At 57.3% G+C, this 16596-nt stretch carries 16 protein-coding genes; 6 read left to right on the top strand and 10 right to left on the bottom strand.

Annotation, left to right across the window (positions count from 1 at the left end; translation table 11 throughout):
* Positions 1-433: 433 nt before the first annotated feature.
* Positions 434-835, bottom strand: coding sequence for a hypothetical protein (locus tag M0D67_RS30695; protein ID WP_266240855.1), 402 nt, complete (start codon positions 833-835; stop codon positions 434-436).
* A gap of 591 nt (positions 836-1426) precedes the next feature.
* On the opposite strand from M0D67_RS30695, the gene M0D67_RS30690 reads away from it, so the two are divergent.
* Together M0D67_RS30690 and M0D67_RS30685 are read left to right on the top strand one after the other, a co-directional pair.
* A complete protein-coding gene (locus M0D67_RS30690; protein ID WP_266240854.1) occupies positions 1427-2338 on the top strand; it encodes a DUF4365 domain-containing protein in 912 nt (303 codons plus the stop codon).
* A gap of 79 nt (positions 2339-2417) precedes the next feature.
* A complete protein-coding gene (locus M0D67_RS30685) occupies positions 2418-2696 on the top strand; it encodes a hypothetical protein (protein ID WP_266240853.1) in 279 nt (92 codons plus the stop codon).
* 191 nt (positions 2697-2887) lie between these two features.
* On the opposite strand, the gene M0D67_RS30680 is transcribed toward M0D67_RS30685, so the two are convergent.
* On the bottom strand, positions 2888-3961 hold the full coding sequence (locus M0D67_RS30680) for a hypothetical protein (protein WP_266240852.1): 1074 nt from the start codon (positions 3959-3961) through the stop codon (positions 2888-2890).
* Positions 3962-4395: 434 nt separating this feature from the next.
* Between M0D67_RS30680 and M0D67_RS30675 the strand changes: the two genes are divergently transcribed.
* From M0D67_RS30675 to M0D67_RS30660, 4 genes are all read left to right on the top strand, one after another.
* Entirely contained in the window at positions 4396-4725 is a 330-nt protein-coding gene (locus M0D67_RS30675; protein WP_266240851.1) for a hypothetical protein, read from the top strand.
* A 64-nt stretch (positions 4726-4789) separates the two neighbouring features.
* Positions 4790-4990 (top strand): hypothetical protein, encoded by a 201-nt coding sequence (locus M0D67_RS30670; protein ID WP_266240850.1) that lies wholly within the window; start codon positions 4790-4792, stop codon positions 4988-4990.
* A 292-nt stretch (positions 4991-5282) separates the two neighbouring features.
* A complete protein-coding gene (locus M0D67_RS30665; RefSeq protein ID WP_266240849.1) occupies positions 5283-5990 on the top strand; it encodes a hypothetical protein in 708 nt (235 codons plus the stop codon).
* Complete coding sequence (locus M0D67_RS30660; protein WP_266240848.1) at positions 5953-6303, top strand: hypothetical protein; 351 nt, start codon at positions 5953-5955, stop codon at positions 6301-6303. Before M0D67_RS30665 ends, M0D67_RS30660 begins: the two co-directional genes overlap by 38 nt.
* A gap of 130 nt (positions 6304-6433) precedes the next feature.
* Here M0D67_RS30660 and M0D67_RS30655 read toward each other — a convergent pair whose 3' ends face one another.
* From M0D67_RS30655 to M0D67_RS30620, 8 genes are all read right to left on the bottom strand, one after another.
* On the bottom strand, positions 6434-6712 hold the full coding sequence (locus M0D67_RS30655; RefSeq protein WP_266240847.1) for a hypothetical protein: 279 nt from the start codon (positions 6710-6712) through the stop codon (positions 6434-6436).
* Positions 6713-8091: 1379 nt separating this feature from the next.
* Entirely contained in the window at positions 8092-9252 is a 1161-nt protein-coding gene (locus M0D67_RS30650) for a replication initiator protein A (protein ID WP_266240846.1), read from the bottom strand.
* A 20-nt stretch (positions 9253-9272) separates the two neighbouring features.
* The gene (locus M0D67_RS30645; protein WP_266240845.1) at positions 9273-9692 is read right to left on the bottom strand and encodes a TrfB-related DNA-binding protein; all 420 of its coding nucleotides are present in this window, start codon (positions 9690-9692) and stop codon (positions 9273-9275) included.
* 64 nt (positions 9693-9756) lie between these two features.
* Positions 9757-11103, bottom strand: a complete 1347-nt coding sequence (locus M0D67_RS30640) for a ParB N-terminal domain-containing protein (protein WP_266240844.1) — start codon at positions 11101-11103, stop codon at positions 9757-9759.
* Between the two features lie 18 nt (positions 11104-11121).
* A complete protein-coding gene (locus M0D67_RS30635) occupies positions 11122-11886 on the bottom strand; it encodes a ParA family protein (RefSeq protein ID WP_266240843.1) in 765 nt (254 codons plus the stop codon).
* 13 nt (positions 11887-11899) lie between these two features.
* Positions 11900-12301, bottom strand: coding sequence for a hypothetical protein (locus M0D67_RS30630; RefSeq protein WP_266240842.1), 402 nt, complete (start codon positions 12299-12301; stop codon positions 11900-11902).
* A gap of 1261 nt (positions 12302-13562) precedes the next feature.
* Complete coding sequence (locus tag M0D67_RS30625) at positions 13563-14597, bottom strand: autoinducer binding domain-containing protein (RefSeq protein ID WP_266240841.1); 1035 nt, start codon at positions 14595-14597, stop codon at positions 13563-13565.
* Positions 14598-14614: 17 nt separating this feature from the next.
* Complete coding sequence (locus tag M0D67_RS30620; protein ID WP_266240840.1) at positions 14615-16591, bottom strand: diguanylate cyclase; 1977 nt, start codon at positions 16589-16591, stop codon at positions 14615-14617.
* Positions 16592-16596 lie beyond the last annotated feature (5 nt).

The following is a 16596-nucleotide window of genomic DNA, read 5'->3' as shown; positions in this document are numbered from 1 at the left end:
GCAGCGCAGGCTGTGGCTACGATCGCGATAGAGGACGGCGAACGAGGGGGACGGGGATTCCGGCACGAGGAGTCCGCGGCGAAGCGAAACGCCGCGCGGCGAGCGCAACCTCGCTCAGCAAGCGATAGCGCTGCGGAGCGACACTTCGTCGGGGTGCACCGCGCGGGGTGGGCAGCGCCCGGACCGCGCGCGAATTTTCCCGGGGCGGGGTGTTGCGCACGGGCTGGATGGGTCGGCTATAACTGGATTTGCAAGGATGCAGTCCGAGGAGTCGGGCGCCCGGCACGCGCCAAGGAAAGTGAAATACCTACCCTCGCACGCGGTAGCCAGAAAGCTCAAGGTTAAATGAAGCAAACCCCGGAGGTGAGCCGGCTTCGTTCACCCGGGCCGACCGGATTCTGTTCTAGGTTCGACCTGGGCGGGGACGCTGCAGTTAGGCGTATCCGTATTCAATTGTCACGACTAGTTGTGCCGCAGTGCCGCGCAGGCGCCCCTCGCCGAGAAATCGGGATTCGATCTGTGTCCGCTTTATCGACAGCGTCACAACCACATCGTCCGTGACCGTGCTGAGACGGTATTCATCGTCTTCATTTGACTCGCCGAATTCCCACTGCACCCGAGCAATGCCCGGCACGATCGGTTCCAGATCCGGCGTCGAGATTCGATCACCTTCCCGCAATGACCGAAGGGTGTCGGGAGTGCGGGACCTGTGGACCGAGTGCAGCGAGAGGACAACCGCGCCGTTCACTATCGTCATCGTGCGGCGGTGAAAGGCTGCATAGGCCTCGACGGGCCCCAGCCGGACATATGTACTTTCGCGATGAGGAAATGACACGTTCGATCACTTTGATGGACAACACGGCTAGAAATGATACGCCGTGGAACGCGGTGATCTATCGCGAGGGAGACCTGCGTCAATGCGGCGTCACGCTTCAGACTCAGCGTGTCGTCGCGCCCAATACTGCTTTGGGGTCGATCAGCGACAGTCGCGGACGGCCGAGCCCTCGCAAAAAGGGCGCCGCCCGGGTTACTTCACTAACCGTGTCAGCAGTTTTTCACTTACTTGGTGTCCGGCGTCACCATTCCTGAAAAGTCGATCCTTGAATTTAAAGCGATTTTTCAGGAAGAGTGGCACCGGGCGCCCGGCACGCGCCAAGGAAAGTGAAATATCCCTCTCGCTCTGCCGTAGTAAGTGAAAAAGCCGGTTGTGTTCTAATCGACGCGCCTAGAGTCGATACTCGGTCGCTGCCCCGGCGGCCTGCTTGCCGCTGGTCAACGACGGGCAAGGACCGGCCAGTTGCGGACGGTCGGAAACGCCGCCAAAATCCCCGAGTAGCTAGTCGCCTATCTGTGAGACTTCCGGTCGGCAGCATGGTTGCCGTTCTACCTTGGCGCTACCATTACAAAAGCATAGGCGGGAGGGCGTATGGCGCGATTCAATGCAACTGAACAAATAGGCGTTAATGCTGTCCAGCAGATAGTTCTCAAAGAGCTTGAGTGGATCTTCCGCGAGCAGCCGGTGATCGACATGGGAATCGACGCCCATATCGAGTTGGTGGACAAGCAACCAACCGGCAAGCTGATTGCCGTCCAGATCAAAACCGGCCCAAGCCACTTTGCCGAAGCTGGCGACGCATACATTTTCCGCGGAAAGCTCACACACCTGGATTACTGGACGAATCATTCACTGCCGGTAATCCTCGTTGCCCATTTCATTGAGTCGGGCCAGACGTTTTGGGTGCAAGTCGACGAGAATCTGGTAAAACGCACCGGCAAATCGTGGACCATCCCGATTCCAAAGGCGAACAAGCTAGGGGCCGGGACTCGCGAGGCTTTGATGTCGGTTTTCGATGGATCACCCTCGCAGCAGCGCATGCGGAAACTCGCTATTGACGAACCGCTTATGCGGCACATCAGTGAGGGAGGAAAGGTTTCCGTCGAACTCGAAGACTGGATGCACAAGAGCTTGGGGCGTAGTACCGTACAGGTGTTTATCCACGATGAACACGGAAGAGAAATACTGAAACAGGAGTGGCTCCAGTACTTCACTGGTTACAACATGAAGGCCCTAGCAGAAGCGCTGTTTCCATGGTCCGTCGCCAGCGTTGATGAAGACTTTTACGAGGAGAACAATGAGTTTGACGAGGACCCACGTCTTGCGCTTATGCGCGCGACCGACGAAGACAACGGATATTTCGCCATTTCCAACGACCCCGACGAAGTCTACCCATACGCAAATTCCGGTGGAGAAGTCGACTGTTACCGCCTTAAACTCGAATTGAACGATCCCGGCAAAGCATTTTTGTTGGTGTCCGACTACACCGCCGGTGCGGAGTGATCCGCGATGTACAATCGACCCGCTCGTGTAGGCCGAAGAAATCGGGCAAAAAACGATACGAAAGCGATCGGGGGTAAAAATGAAAAAGCTCGTGGCGGTCTTCGCAGTTACGATTTTTGCGGGATGCGCTTCCGATTCCGGCGTTATTGACCAAGGCGGCGGTACGTACTTTGTTTCCAAGCAGGCCGCCACTGGTTTCCCTGGCCTCGGGAATCTGCGCGCTGACGTGACCACTGAAGCAAGACAGTTCTGCGCGCGCTCCGGCAAGGACCTACGGGTGCACAGGACAAACGAAACGCAGCCACCCTATATCCTCGGTAACTATCCTCGAGTCGAACTCGAATTCACCTGCTCGTAACTCTGTTGTTAGAGAGGCGGAGCGACTTGCGGCGGTGCGGTTTCCGAGTAACCCGCTGTTTCTGGCGCAGCTAGGCCGCGTCGTTCGCCTACCGCCTGCTGCCGGCCAACTTCGGACGCTCGACACTGTCTCAGAATTTCGCGACAATCAGGTGGGCGTTTCAAGCGGCCTTGCGTAATCTACTAAGCCCCCTACATCAGTGACGACTGAATGATTCGCTCTTCGCCCAAGCCGTATTTTGAGCATATACTAGAAATGACTTGGTGAAACCAAGTAGGTGTGTAGGGATTGATATACACCTTATGCACCAGTCGTTCTAAGTCGACTCCAACCTTAACAACGGATTTTTTAAAATCCCAAACAACACACCTGAGTTCGCGCTCATACGTGAATTCTCTTTTTTTATGCATTATCGGCCAAAAACCGTTATTCGCCGGGATAATATAATTATCCCAGTCAACATAACTAACTTCCCCGACGTACACCCTGTTCGTTTTACGGTAGAAGCCGTACTCTCCATCGTTGAAGCAATTGGTCAAGCTGTCGTAAGTTGACTGAATGCAGACCCCGAATGGCTCCGAGTATATTTTCCACATTGCGAAATTCTCGTGCTCGTTCATGTGCCAACAATTGACAAAATAGCGTTTCAACATCTCTTCCTGTGCGCGATCACTCTGCGTCAGCATGTTGAACATTTGAGCTACGGTAATGCCTGGTTGATTGGGGAAAGGTAATTCGCCGTTTATTGCCGCGATCTCTCCAAGTGCCTTGATAGCAGCGCGCCCTGCATTGGTGTGGCTAGTCCCTTCGGACTTATCGTCACCTCGCAGCAAATCCGCCCTAGTGAGGAAGAGGGCTTTACTGTGTAGAAGATCAATAAATTTCGGTAGCGTCAAATACCGCCAAATTTTTATATGGTCGTTGCTTGGCTCAGAGAAACATGGATGCGTGTAGTTCTCAAGCTGAACTTTCTGTTGCTTTATCAGATTTTTATATTTTTCGTAAATTTCTGAATCACCGCCATAAAAATCGCTATGCGACACAATGGTGATTTTTTCGGATTGTTCATCAATCCAATTTAAGGCTTCATCAAACAAGCTGCTTTCATGCAAAGGGCAATCTTCAAACCCGGAAATTACCTTTATTACGGTTAATCCGTTTTCGCGAGCGTATGCTCGAGACTGCTCCTTCCGCTTCTCCAGATTTGCCGCACCCGCTGCTGCGGGCGTCCTCACGAGTAGCACGGCCTTCGCTTCGTTTTCCATTTCGGATCGATCGTTAGTATGAGGGCATATATCTTACCGCCGCTAACGAGTCGTCGCGTATGCCTTTACCTTTCGTTTGCGCTGCACATTTTTATACATGCTCGGCTGCCTGAATGGCCGCTTCGGATGACGCCGACAGGCCGTTGAGGGTCGATCAGCGACAGTCGCGGACGGCCGAGCCCTCGCAAAAAGGGCGGCGCCGCCCGGGTTACTTCACTAACCGTGTCAGCAGTTTTTCACTTACTTGGCACGGTTTTCACTCTCTGTGTCAGTCGACACTTGGCACAGTTTTCACTTTCTGTGTCAGTCGACAGCCGGCCTTAAGAGCCCCTTAGAGCGCGCTAGTAAATTGCTTGCGCTGTCGCTACAGCCTACTTATAATGTCTTTACGCGCTTCTTGGAAGCGTTCGATCCGCTACGAAGGAGCTATCACCGTGCAGTCCCAAGACCTTGTTTTTCTCGAAAACGCCCTCTCGTCATTCATCGAGACGGCGATCCATCGCGTCGCACACTCCGGCGACATGCAGTACTCGTACCGCATCACCGCGGCGGAAGTGAAGGAAGCAACCGACCGTCAACGCCTGCATGAGGCAATCATCAGCGAATACCAACAGTTTTTCGCGAATCACCACGTCGGCGCAGCGTACGACGCGGGTTTCGCGTCTTTCAGCATCACCATCGACCTCAATCGCTGTGTCTTGTCGCCGGCCCAAGCAAAATTTTTGTCGACCGCGATGGAAACGTTCCGCGCAGAAAACACCTAACTGCGTGACGCCAGTGTCTGTTCAGCAGATGCTGGTCGATCCGCAAATTTTGAGCGAGCGAGTTATGACACTGGTACAAAAGGAAGCTGACGGCACCTACCGCGCGGTATCCGGCGCGCGACGACTCAGGACGATGCTTGACGTCAACGGATGGGCCTCAGTGACTGATGTGGAGTCGCGCGAAACGCTTATCGTGGCCGAGGTGAATGGGTGTCTGGTCCTGTCGCAGATCGCAGAACCTGTGAACCGTGACGGCGCCGTCTAGTTTTCACACTTTAGGTCCGTGCTCGCCACGCCTGCGTTGACCTGATCTTCGGAGGATAGCTGATGGCGAAGCGATTGTTTGTTGAGGCGTCGTACGAGGCAACCAAGGATGGATCGATAACGACGGGCAAGGTCGAATTCATTGCCCGTGTCACTAATCTGAACAAAGGAACCGACGTGGATAGTCGTGCGCAGTGCGCGGCTGCTCGGCGACTAGCGGTCCCTCTAAGGGATGTCAAGATCACCGGCGTCATGTCGACCTGACGCCTCCAGAAATTTTCAAAGGAACTGTTGTGAATATTCCTCGACGTCCAAAGACGGTTGAAGTGACCACGCATGTCCCCGAACATCTCGCCGAGGCATTCCGGCAGACAACTCTGGAGTTCTTTGCGAAGGCGCGGGGTGGTCTGACTAGCGGGCAGCGGGCGGCAGAGATCCGCGCGCAGGACCGCGATGCGGGCCTCGATTCGCTCGCGCACCTGTTCGGCGTCGCCGAGGCTGACACCGGGCAATCAGCCCGGGTCGCGCAGTTTCTCGCGGGCCTTTACAACGGCCCCCGCTACCGTTTCGACCTGACGGATCTGCGCGCGCTGGACGATGACCTGTTTGAGCATTGCATGGCGGTGTTGCGGATGGACCATCGTCCGGACGTCGAGGTCCACCGTTACTTCCCGGACGGCGGCAATCGCTGGGAAAAGATGATCGCGGACTGGAATCTCGACAAGCGTCCACCGCCCGAGCCAGAACCGGAGCCAAACGCCAGGTATCAAGCTGCCTACGTGACGTACGCGAACGCACCGGGATATCGCAGCGTGACGCTTAGCGTGGCGCTGAATGACGTCGATCGCACGCGCCCCGTGGATCTGCATTTTTCGGCCGATGACACTGAGAACATCGCGCGCGACCTGCTCGAAATCCTTCGCCATGCTTGGGAACCGCGCGAGCACCGTGACGTGCCGCTGGATGCGCGCGCTGGTGAACGCCGGCCGCGGTGGCTTTAAAGTCTCGCCGTTGGACCAGAGAGTCACGACAGTGATTGGGATTTTTGGCGGGTGGGCGTTGGGCGCACTGATCGCTTTTCAGTGGGGTGGTTATCCGGCTGACCTCTGCCTGGGAATGGCGTCCGCGCTTAGCAAGCGTTTGCATGTGGGCGATATCGAGGAACATGGTGTTTTAGCGTTTGCGAACGTCGCGGACATTTCCCTGGCGTTCCGTTACGTGCTAATGCCGATGATGTTTTGTGTGCTCGGGCATGACGCGGAGCCCGCAGTGGTCGTGGTTATGGCCGTCACTCACCAGATCTTCTCGGAATAGATCGTTGGTGGTACGGCTTTGCTCGTACTGTTCGGTGAAGCAGTCGTCGCGCTGCGTTATGTCCACGCTGACCTGCCGGCGGAACGCAATTGAACGTCGACGCGGTCGAATCTCCAAGGGGGATCAGACGTTACGCTGTGTGACAGAACCGCGCGGATAGCCTCGGCCTGATGAACTGGTACACCGCATTGGACTCGCCTGGGTTTAAACCAACCGTCAAAGCGTAGTCAATGCAGCGTTTTGCGAGCGCCCTCTCCCGTTCGTTCATCCCGTTCATCACGAACAGGTTGCAGACCATGTCCGGGTGAACAATCGAAGCGAGCAGGTCGAGCAGCAGCTCGCACGAGCGGGTCTTGTCCGTGAGGATCGCCTCGATAGCGTCAGTGAATGCGTATGGGAGCTCGGTCATAGATTCGCGCGGGGGTGTCCGCCGAGTATATCCGCCGATATCGCGGTCGTCACTCGTGGAAAATTGCAGCCCGGTGGTGCGATAGACACCTGGTGCGCGAGCATTTTTGCCCGTATTTCGCACAGTTCGCGACCGGTGGTCGGCCGCAGGCAAGCTACCAGGACGCGCTACCGGCCGCGCAGATCGGTTGCGGCCGAAAGTCAGCGTGAATCCCTCACGCATCAGAACCGGCCCGAAGCGCTTTGCCCCACTGCCCCCTCACCTTCACCACAAGAGGCCCACAGCGGCCCTGTACAGCGGCCGTATGCGCAAGATCAATGCCGGGCGACCCCCTTCCCTGCAAAACTCGGTTTTAAAACCCAGGTAGACCGACACGTTGTCACGGCAGTGGCGAGCACACGAGCGCGTTGATTTGCGGGTGCGACGCAGGCGCGCCCGTAAATCTTTTATCGCGCACTTAGGGGTGCGGCGGCCATCGGCCGTCGTAGCCCTTAGTGCCTGCCGGTCGACGAGGATTGCATTCGGGTGGTGTGTCGTCGCCTGCCCCGGAGGGGCCACGATATGTCTTTGGGGGTGTGGCCGGGTGGGTGGGGCCGGCTTTAGCCGGCGAACCCGGCCGGGGGCTTGCCCCCTCACTGAGGGTGGGGCGTGTTTTCAAGCCTAGTTAAAACCAAGTTAAAAAAATAAGTTAACCACCCGCGCGCGTTTACACGCCGGACAAAGCCTTACCAGCATTGGCTAAGGGGGCCGCTCGGTGGTCCGATCGACACAAGCCGGTGGCGGGATAGACGCACGCGCGGTGGTGCGATAGACGCGGTTGGTGGTCCGAAAGACGCGTCGATTGCCAACTTATCCACAGAATTTGCAGCGGTGGTGCGATAGACGCGCGGTTTCCTGGCTCCAGGTTTTCGACTCTAAAACGGTGTCTTCGGCTAAAGAATCCCGGATCCCCCGCGGGACAGGACTCCTCAGGGTGCCGCGTGAGAAGGTTGGTGGCGCGATAGACGCGCCGACGGTGGTCCGATAGACGCGTCGGACCGTTGAAAAATTTTGCGTTGGGTGGCGCGATAGACGCTGTGGTCTGGTGGTGCGATAGACGCGCGCTCTTGCTCGCTTCCCGGCCCGGTGCGGCCGGAATTGCCTAAGGACAATTTTTTTTGTCAAAGGGGCAATAAATTTGTCAAAAATAGCGCCTGTGGACAATTCTTCTTGTCAGAATCACTCACTCAAACCGGCGCCGTCGTGGCCGTGCGCGTGGCGCTGAAGAGCCGGGACGATAAAACGCCTGCGCCGGCGTTGGATCGACCTGCAGAGCAAATGCAACCGGGACACAAAAAAGCCCCTCGAGGGGGCTTCAGGTTGCATCGGGCGCCGCTGCGTCAGGCGGGCAGCAGCTCGTGTTGTGCCGGCGGCATGAGGTGCGAGTCCCAGCGCAGCAGCCCGTAGTACCAACGGGTCAATTTCTTGGCGACGATCTCACGATGAATGGCCGCGTGGAGGTGCCTGTCCTGCTTGACGTTGTCGCGGTCGCGGCGAAAGAAGACGACGATCGCCTTCTCAGTGTCGATCGCGATGTGGAATTCCGGAAGGGAGTCGGCCTTCATGACGTCGACAACGTCACGGCGAAAATATTTCAGGGCTTGTGCCGAGCCGCTTTTCGCGTGCAGATTATCCAGCCCGATCTTCCACCATAGCTTGTCGCCACAGTGCTTTTTTGCGAGGTCGTACAGTCGTCTCTGGATGCCCTGGTTGAGGTTGAAGTAGCCGTGATGAATCATCAGGACCCGGCGTTTTCGCAAGTCTTTGTAAAGCTGCCGTGACAGGATCAATTCCAGCTCGAGCGCCCCTTCCCCGCCGCTGGTGTAGGTGGTGACTTCATAGTCGGTGATCAGGCCGAAACCTTTGAGTTTTTTTTCTAGAGTCTGTCCAGCTTTTGGGGCTTCCGGGGGCGCGCCCTCTTCGTCTTCATCCTCATCTTCTGGTGAGATGAAGTTGGTTTCAATATTGGTGCCTTTGAGCCTGCGGCACGAGTCGACGATGGCGGTGTACGAGCGTCCGCCGGTGCTACGACCCGTATAGACGAGAAAATCCCGTACCTTGAAGCGGATCCGTCTTGAGATAGGCATCCCGGCGTCCGCCGCCTTGCTGATCAGGGTGGCCGCGTAGACCAGCAGGTCCTTGTCGAAGATATTGGCCGCGCCTACGACGCTTGGGATGATCTGCACGATCTTCTCACCATTACGGTAGATACGGAGGCGGGTGTCCTTACCTTTCTGAAGCGAAAACAGGGGAAATTCCAGCGAGAGAAGATCCTCGCGCGGTTTCCATGCGGTTGCGAGTCGCTCGCCCTGGAAGAGTTCGAACTGTGTGGGTTCGTCCTCGTCGATGCTGGTTCCGTCGGCCATGGATGGGCCGTCGTCAAGTTCCTGTCGAAGGTCGATCGCGTCGGGAAGCGTTCGAGGGAGTGCCTTCGTTGTTTTGCCCGGCGCAGCCAACGCTACCACGGGAATTTCCTGCGCCTGCTCTAAGATCGTAGCCATGTAACTCAACGAGAGATCGGCTACTCCAGTTTGTCTGACTGCGTCTCAATTGCTCGTATTACGGCAGACAGCGCTTTCTGGAGCGCCTTCGGGTCCTTGCACGATTTGGCAAGCGGAAGGAACCGGTCTAGTGGCGCCGCGAGTGCCGCTGGAATTTCCAGGGTTCGACGGATCCACGATTCAGAGTCCTTTGCGCCACTTGCCCCAGTCGTCAGGTAAAGCTTGTAATACTTTCCGACGATCTGGTTCACCCATTGCTTTGATACCTCATACTTCCTTGCTACCTCGGCCTGCGGCAACCCTTTGACGACCACTGCGCGTGCGATCGCCGACGTTCGCTTGTCGATCGGTTGGATCGGCTTGTTGACCGACTCACGATGTTCGCGGAAAGCCCTGTCGATGATTTCAAAGGTTTCTTCGGTGCAGCGGAAGGTTGCCAAGAGGGTGGATCCAGGTAAGTTTGGGCACGACGGGAGCGCACGTCCGACGCGCGCCCCGCGACGATCAAAGCGCCCATTGCACGGGCGGCTGGGGATGCATTTCCCGGCCGGTATCGTACCTGAAATCATCGGGAGCAACCCCCGCTCGCAGCGTTGGATGCAGGCTGTTCAGCAACTGAACGGGAGTCTGTGATTCCAGCTCCAGATTCAGGCGCTTCAGCAGCGCGTCCGCGCGTTCCTGCCCAACGCCGATCAGCATCGAGCAGGCCACGTCGGCAAATGCCACCCACAGATGCCAGTCAACGTCGGTTTCGTCGGCGTTGGCCTGAGTAAAGTCGGCCCGGAGCTGCCTCGCGCGCGGAATCGTTCCGGTGCTCGTTTCGTAGAGCTCGCGCATATGCGTCTGAATGCGCTGCCGTGACGCGCCCTCAGGCTTGCGACCATCGCGAACCCGGGTCGCCGGAAGGCTGGCCATCGTGTTGGCCGGCTTCGATGACATTTCACCTCCGGTTTCGGCCCCGGTTTCGTTCCCGGCATTCGCCTGCATGCCGGATGTCTCGGCTGCGGAATCAGCGGGGTTGTTCCGCGGGGGAACGGGGGGAAACCCGTGAATCGGTGGGATGGCATCGGTGGTTTGCGCCTCGAGGGGTGCCGATTGCACGCGGGGTTTCCCCGGAACCGGTGGTGGCGTGCGCAGTTCGGTGAGGCGGAGGTCGAGTGTCAGGCGGCTGACCTTCGTGCCGTTGCGCATCTGTGCGGCATATTCTTCCGCGATATCAGGCGAGATCAGTTCGAGATCGTGCAGTTTGTTTGCTGCCTCGATGTCATCGAACCGGCCTTCGTCGAAAAGCGCCCTCGTAACGGGGCCGAATTTCTGGAAGCGCAGGTGTTTCGAAATCCATGACTCGCTACGCTGCTTTCCACCCGGGCTGGTCCAGAGCATCGCGGCTTTTTCCCGGCCGTACGTGGCGACGTCCTTCGCGAGCCCGGTGGCAACTTCCCTGACGGTCAGGGACTTGCGATCGACGTTTTCCGACACCTGGTAAAGGCGCAGAATGAAATCTGGCGTGTCTTTCGGGAAGATCTTCGCCGGGATGGTTTCCCATCCGTTGATTTGCGACGCACGGGTACGTCGTTCGCCCGCGACGAGTTCATACTCGCCGTTGCCCAAATCGCGCACGAGAATTGGCGTGTGAACAGAACCGGCGATTTTCAGTCGCGCGGCAAAGTCCATCACGTCAATGAAGTCGGTGCGATCCTGCTCATGAATGATGAGCTGTTCGATGCGAAGGTCGCGGTGCTGGACCCCGGCTTCTTTCTCTTGCAGAACCCGATCCTTGCTTTGAGGCATTCTTGCAATGTGCGCAAGGCTCGTCAGTCGGCTGCTGATTGATGTTGCTGCTGCTTCCATTTTTTGGTCCCTTCTTGGTCAGAATCCGATCTTGGTAAAGATCGCCTCACAGACCGCGCGCATTTCTCGTGCTGCACGTCGATCGCTATCGCCCCGCGGGTTTCTCCAAACCGGAGCCTTCTTTGCCAGCTTGGTTGCTGATCGTTCTTGTAGTTCGGCGTCGAGAATCACGTCGCCCCATTGATTGCGCAGCGCGATCCGTTCAGCCTGGTCGTAGGCGCGCCGGCTATTAACCTTGTTCAGCAGCACCCCGACAAGCTGGAGTGCAGGGTTGAAATGTTCGCGAATTCTCTCGGCCTGATCTGCCAGGTCGAGCAGGCCCGTGGTCGCGTCCTCGTCGAGGTCGCACGGCATTGCAAGGTAATCGGCGCAGATCATTCCAGCGAAAAGCAGATTGCACATGGTCGGCGGCGTATCGATCAGGCAGATATCGAACTGGTCATCGAGCGACGCGAGGTGTGCCCTGGCGTGTTCGACACAGTCGATTGGCCACTCGAGAACAGCGGTGAGGTCGCGGTTCCCGGCGAACAGCGATAGGTTCTCGTTGATCTTCTGCGGGATCGGGGCGACTTTCGTCTGGAAAAGCAGATGCGCACCGGAGCGGTCCGCAGGCATTGACGGGTCCGGGAGGGTTGCTCGTACACTGCGCGTCAGATTTCCTTGGGGATCGAGATCGATAACAAGCGTGCGGAGACCTCTTTCGATCGCGCTGTGTGCGAGGTGCCGCACTACGGTGGTCTTCCCCACTCCACCTTTCTGATTGGCGACGCTGAACTTTTTCATATCAGCTTCGTCCTCACGCCTGAACCATCTGGTCGACAGGCTGGAACATCCGGCCAAGGCTGTTAAACACGGCCAGCCAGTTAGCGGCAAATACGTTCACTGTGTTGCGCGCGGCGTCGGTGCCGCGGCCTGCGACGCTGTATTGGACCCCATCGTAGTAATCGGTCACGTGAGCGACTGCATTGCCCGGATCGACGTCGAACGACAGCCATGAACAACGGCGTGCAGTCCCACGAGGCTGCTGGTCGTGCGCGATCTGTACGCGCAGATGGCCATCCGGCGTCTCGTCGACGGTGCAGTGGACTGCCATGTCACTGGCAAGTCGCGGTGCAGCGTAGTGAGTTCGGCCGTTTGCCATTTCAGGAATCAGATCGACAAGCATCACGTAGATGCGGGATTGAACGGTGGACGTCATGAAGCCCCCTTTTTCTGACTGTGCGTACAGGATCGGCCCGCGGCGCAGTGCCACGGTTTACCGAATCATATTTGCGCATCACTTGACGGTCAAGTGACCGTCAAGTGATCGCCAAAAAAAGAAGCGTCCGAGAAACCGGATAGCCATGAAATCAAGTTAACACGGCCATCGGAAAGTTAACAACCAGGGCGGCAGGTCAGACCGTGTTCTGTAACGTCATGCACGCGGTGTGAGCTTCATCTGCTGTGCGTCGCGCAAGGCCGACTACGGGATCTTCAAGACAAATCGGGGAGTAGCGGGGATTCATATCTGCTTTGCTTATTCCAGAACATTAGAAGCCAACCGCGAGACGGATTAAAAACGGGATCCGTGTCTGCTGTCGGGTTGCTGCGTCAAGCGATCTATAACCACGCAAAAAATTTTACGCAGTTATCGGACTGAGCACAATTTCGCATGCGAAATTTTAGGACGTGGCCACATAGAGCGCCACGGCGAACGTAGGACCCAGCTTGAGAGCGGGATATCTGGAATTCGGTGAGTACGAGAGGTGGTATTACGTGGCGATATTCAGCCAGCAATTACCGTCACGAAACTTACGGAAGGATTACTAATGAACTTGAACGCGTCTCGGCGTATCTGGAGAGACCCTGCTGCGGAGTTGCTTTAGTGGGCAACTGGTTTACGGCAGCAATGAGGACTTCTTTAGCTATTTTTGAGACTGAACTTCAACTTTAGTAGTCCTACAGGCGTGCTTACCCCATCGTTCCCGGATCGCTGTGTTGAACACTCGATCGCGAGGTGGAGGGTTATTGCGACGTTACTGGGCGAACTCGAAATTTCCGAAAGGGCGATGCTCGGCCGCTACGAAGTAACAGGTCTATCGCTTCAAAATGTGATGTGAGAGTTCCGCTGCGTTTGCAGGAATCGTCTCAGACAGATGAGTGCCAGGCGAGCGAGTGCGCTGGTCAAGCGACTGGTCAGCCGAAGTGTGTGCGGTCATGTTGTGAAGCCTTGTTTTTTGTTTTGCGGTCCTCGAATGTCGGCTTTCCGCACCAGGACTTGAAGGCCCTGCCCCACGAAATGCCAACTGCCGCTAGTGTTACTTTGCGCTATGCCGGGCGGCTAATTCAAGCACTGGCCCTGGATTGCCAAATTGGCAATCGTATGTTATGCGGAGTTTGCGGACACGGTGCGTCCCGACGGAATTCGACAGGGAGCGATGGAAAACGTGGGATGCGATGCGGGAAAGAGACGACTGTACCTAGTCGATCATTCCGCTCGTTGCGGCTTTCGCGACTGCGTCGGAAATTCGATTGACACCCATTTTTTCGTTGATGCGCTGGAATATCTTGTAGGCGACAGACTCCGATACCCCGATGCGATCGGCAATATCCCTGGCGCTGTCGCCCCATCGGCGCATCTGGAGCACGGTCGCCTCCTGATCATCTAGCCTGAATTGCTCCAACGCTTCCCGCCGCACGTGAGCAATGTGCCAGTCGAGCAACTCAGCGGATAGCGCACGAAAGAGTTGCCGGCGCTCCCAGAGCTTGTCCTCCCCTTCCCCATCAGGGGTCGCGGCAGTGACAAAGAGCAGTCCGACCAGTTCGTTGCCCCGGACGTGAGCCGGGATAACGAGCCCGTTGTAAAGTCCGTGGCCGCGCGCTTCGGTAAGAAGCCAATGGTCCTGCCGGTGCAGGCTGATTGCCGAACTGCGTGTCGGTGCCACATGAGTCCGCGCGTAGTGGATGAACGGATCACTGACGTACCACAGCTTCGCGACATACTGCTGGATCCAGCTCGCACGGCATCCAACCAGAAAGCGGGCGTCTGCGAGGTCCGCGCGATCTGGCTCGGGCTCTGTGAATCGAAGCCAGTTATAAGTGAACTCACGCCCGCCGAGAAGAGTCACGACGTTTCTGACCGACAGGAGCAACTCGCCTTCTGTGCGGCAGTTCTCAAGTTCTCCGATGGCCTGCTCGGCGTCTAACCCCGTCGCGCTAACGCGCTCGAAAGAGATTTCTCGAAGGGCCGTTTCGAATTTGCGTTGAATGGTCCGGTAGCTATGCGCGAGCTGCAGTCCGTACGGATCTGCTGTGGCGAAATCATGGAGCGTCGCCGTGTTGGGTACGTCGATAACCTGCGTCAGCGCGACGCCGTCCCTTCGAGTAAGCTCGCGCTCGAGCGTGAATACGCCGGGCGTGACCTCGAACAGCCGCATGCGCACGCGCTCACTGGCGACGAGGTCGCTGCTTTCGTGCAGTGTCGAGGGAGGTTCAGTTAGAACAATTTCGGCCACGGACGGTCACCCTGCACTCACTTTGGGTCCGGCGTTTGCGGCGCGAATCCAGACGGCAGGATTGCTCCTTCGAGGTCTAGCGTGGGGAATTGCTTGAGCCACCTTAGCTGGCTGCTGTTGTCGACGCCGTGGATCATGATCCCAAGTTCCAACTCCTCGCATGTCCCTATGACGCCTTTGAGCACCGCACAGGTGGGTCTGTCAAACGGAACGCGTGCGATCAGGCCCGAACCGAAGCACACGCCATCGATCAACCCCGCGGTGAAATCAGCGAAGCGGGCAGCATCGGTGATGTCGAGGAAGACCGGTGAGCCGCCGCTTCTGATGGCTTTGATTTTTTTTACTATCTCGCCCTCTTGGTTGCTGTCGGTCAGCGGGCCGATCTTCAGCCGGATGCGATCGGGTGCGATCCCGTGCCTGGTAAGACACTCTGCCAGGCTACCGGCCATGTCCAGCTCGGCCAACTGGGCAGTGGAGACGGCGAGCGATACGTACGGCAGCTGTGCACCTGTGGCCGGGTATTCGCCGAGGTAGCGACATGCGCTTTGGACCATGAACTCGCTCACGTGCACGCTCAATCCGGATCGCTCAGCGAGGGGCATGATCTCCGATGCTGTTAGCACGATCTCGTCGCCGCGGCGCCACGTTAAGCTGGTGTGAAAACCTACAGGTGCGGTTGTGCGCATGCTGAAAATCGGCACGAACTCCATATGAAGCTCACGTTGCAAGAGAGCCTGCTGGAACGCCTGAACCTGCTCGATATGTCGGTCTGCCCTGCCGGACAATTCGGGAGTGTGGACGCAGTAGTGACTGGCTCCGGCCGCTTTGCCGGTAGCCTTTGCGGTGTACATGGCGAGATCAGCCCTGCGGAGGATCTCGAACTCGGATTCGTCGGTAGCCGACATTGAAGCGATGCCGATGCTCACGTGCACGGAGTAGCTCCTCCCGTGCAACACAAAAACGACGTTCAGTTCTTCGATGATCCGCCTCGCAGCATCAATTGCCCGGGCTTCCCTGCTGTCATCCGTGATCAGCACCACAAATTCGTCGCCCCCAACGCGGATGAGCTGCTCCCCGCTCACGAGGACGCCGCGGAGACGGTTGGCCACCTTGCTGAGCAACTCGTCGCCTACCTGATGACCGAGTTGGTCATTGATCAGCTTGAAGTTGTCGATGTCTATGAAAAGTATCGATACGCGGTCGCGTGGACCCGATTTTTGTATCTCCGTCTTCAGGGTTTCTGTGAGGAAGTAGCGATTCGGCAGGTTGGTGAGCGGGTCCGTGTTCGCGATGGCGGTCAACCTGGCCGTTGCGCGGCGTTCGTCAGTGATATCAATGCCGGAACAGATGAGGAATCGCTCACTTGTCCACGCGGGATTCAGCGTGAAGTTGTTGCGAAAAAAAAAGAGTCGTGGCCCGCTTGCCGTATTGATGGTTCGTTCAACTTCATACGGTCGCCCGCTATTAAAAAAGTTGGCGATGTTCCCCTGAGATGCTGCGCTTTCCGGCGCCGACATGAAGAGCTGGTGCGCACTCAGGCCGATAACACTCGCCTCGCTCATACCCGTGTATTCTTCCGCCCGGCGGTTAAACCGCTGGATGATCCCGTTCTGATCGATGATGACGACTGCTGAGTTCACTTCCGACACTACTTGCTCGGCAAACGCGAGGGCGCGGGAAAGATTTTGAGAAACCGCCTCAGCGTCACAAAACGCGGCCGCGCTACCGGCCCACTCCGATACGTGCGACTTTTTCCCAATAAGATGCAGCCGCATTTGCCTGCCGAACGCGTGTGCGTCGAGTACTATGGCCGACGTGACGCCCGTGAGGTTTCGAATCTGTTCCGCCTGCGTTCCGTCCAGTTCAATTGCAACCACAGGATCGCCCGCTGTATTGCAGAGGGACAAGTCGTCGCTCTCGCGGGTCAGCTTCCATACCGGACTGGAGGTACCTAGGTGGCTGTACAGGACTGCCCCGTCATGTAGGTCTTTCATCTGAT

Origin of the sequence: Paraburkholderia sp. SECH4 (genome assembly GCF_030511745.1) — a bacterium.
Classification (GTDB): Bacteria; Pseudomonadota; Gammaproteobacteria; order Burkholderiales; family Burkholderiaceae; genus Paraburkholderia; species Paraburkholderia madseniana.
This window is presented reverse-complemented; position numbering and strand designations above follow the sequence as displayed.

Coding starts and splice junctions, on each gene's coding strand:
- M0D67_RS30690 (WP_266240854.1), top strand. CDS start 1,427: ATGGCGCGATTCAATGCAACTGAACAAATAGGCGTTAATGCTGTCCAG.
- M0D67_RS30685 (WP_266240853.1), top strand. CDS start 2,418: ATGAAAAAGCTCGTGGCGGTCTTCGCAGTTACGATTTTTGCGGGATGC.
- M0D67_RS30680 (WP_266240852.1), bottom strand. CDS start 3,961: ATGGAAAACGAAGCGAAGGCCGTGCTACTCGTGAGGACGCCCGCAGCA.
- M0D67_RS30670 (WP_266240850.1), top strand. CDS start 4,790: ATGACACTGGTACAAAAGGAAGCTGACGGCACCTACCGCGCGGTATCC.
- M0D67_RS30660 (WP_266240848.1), top strand. CDS start 5,953: ATGCGCGCGCTGGTGAACGCCGGCCGCGGTGGCTTTAAAGTCTCGCCG.
- M0D67_RS30655 (WP_266240847.1), bottom strand. CDS start 6,712: ATGACCGAGCTCCCATACGCATTCACTGACGCTATCGAGGCGATCCTC.
- M0D67_RS30650 (WP_266240846.1), bottom strand. CDS start 9,252: ATGGCTACGATCTTAGAGCAGGCGCAGGAAATTCCCGTGGTAGCGTTG.
- M0D67_RS30640 (WP_266240844.1), bottom strand. CDS start 11,103: ATGGAAGCAGCAGCAACATCAATCAGCAGCCGACTGACGAGCCTTGCG.
- M0D67_RS30635 (WP_266240843.1), bottom strand. CDS start 11,886: ATGAAAAAGTTCAGCGTCGCCAATCAGAAAGGTGGAGTGGGGAAGACC.
- M0D67_RS30630 (WP_266240842.1), bottom strand. CDS start 12,301: ATGACGTCCACCGTTCAATCCCGCATCTACGTGATGCTTGTCGATCTG.
- M0D67_RS30620 (WP_266240840.1), bottom strand. CDS start 16,591: ATGAAAGACCTACATGACGGGGCAGTCCTGTACAGCCACCTAGGTACC.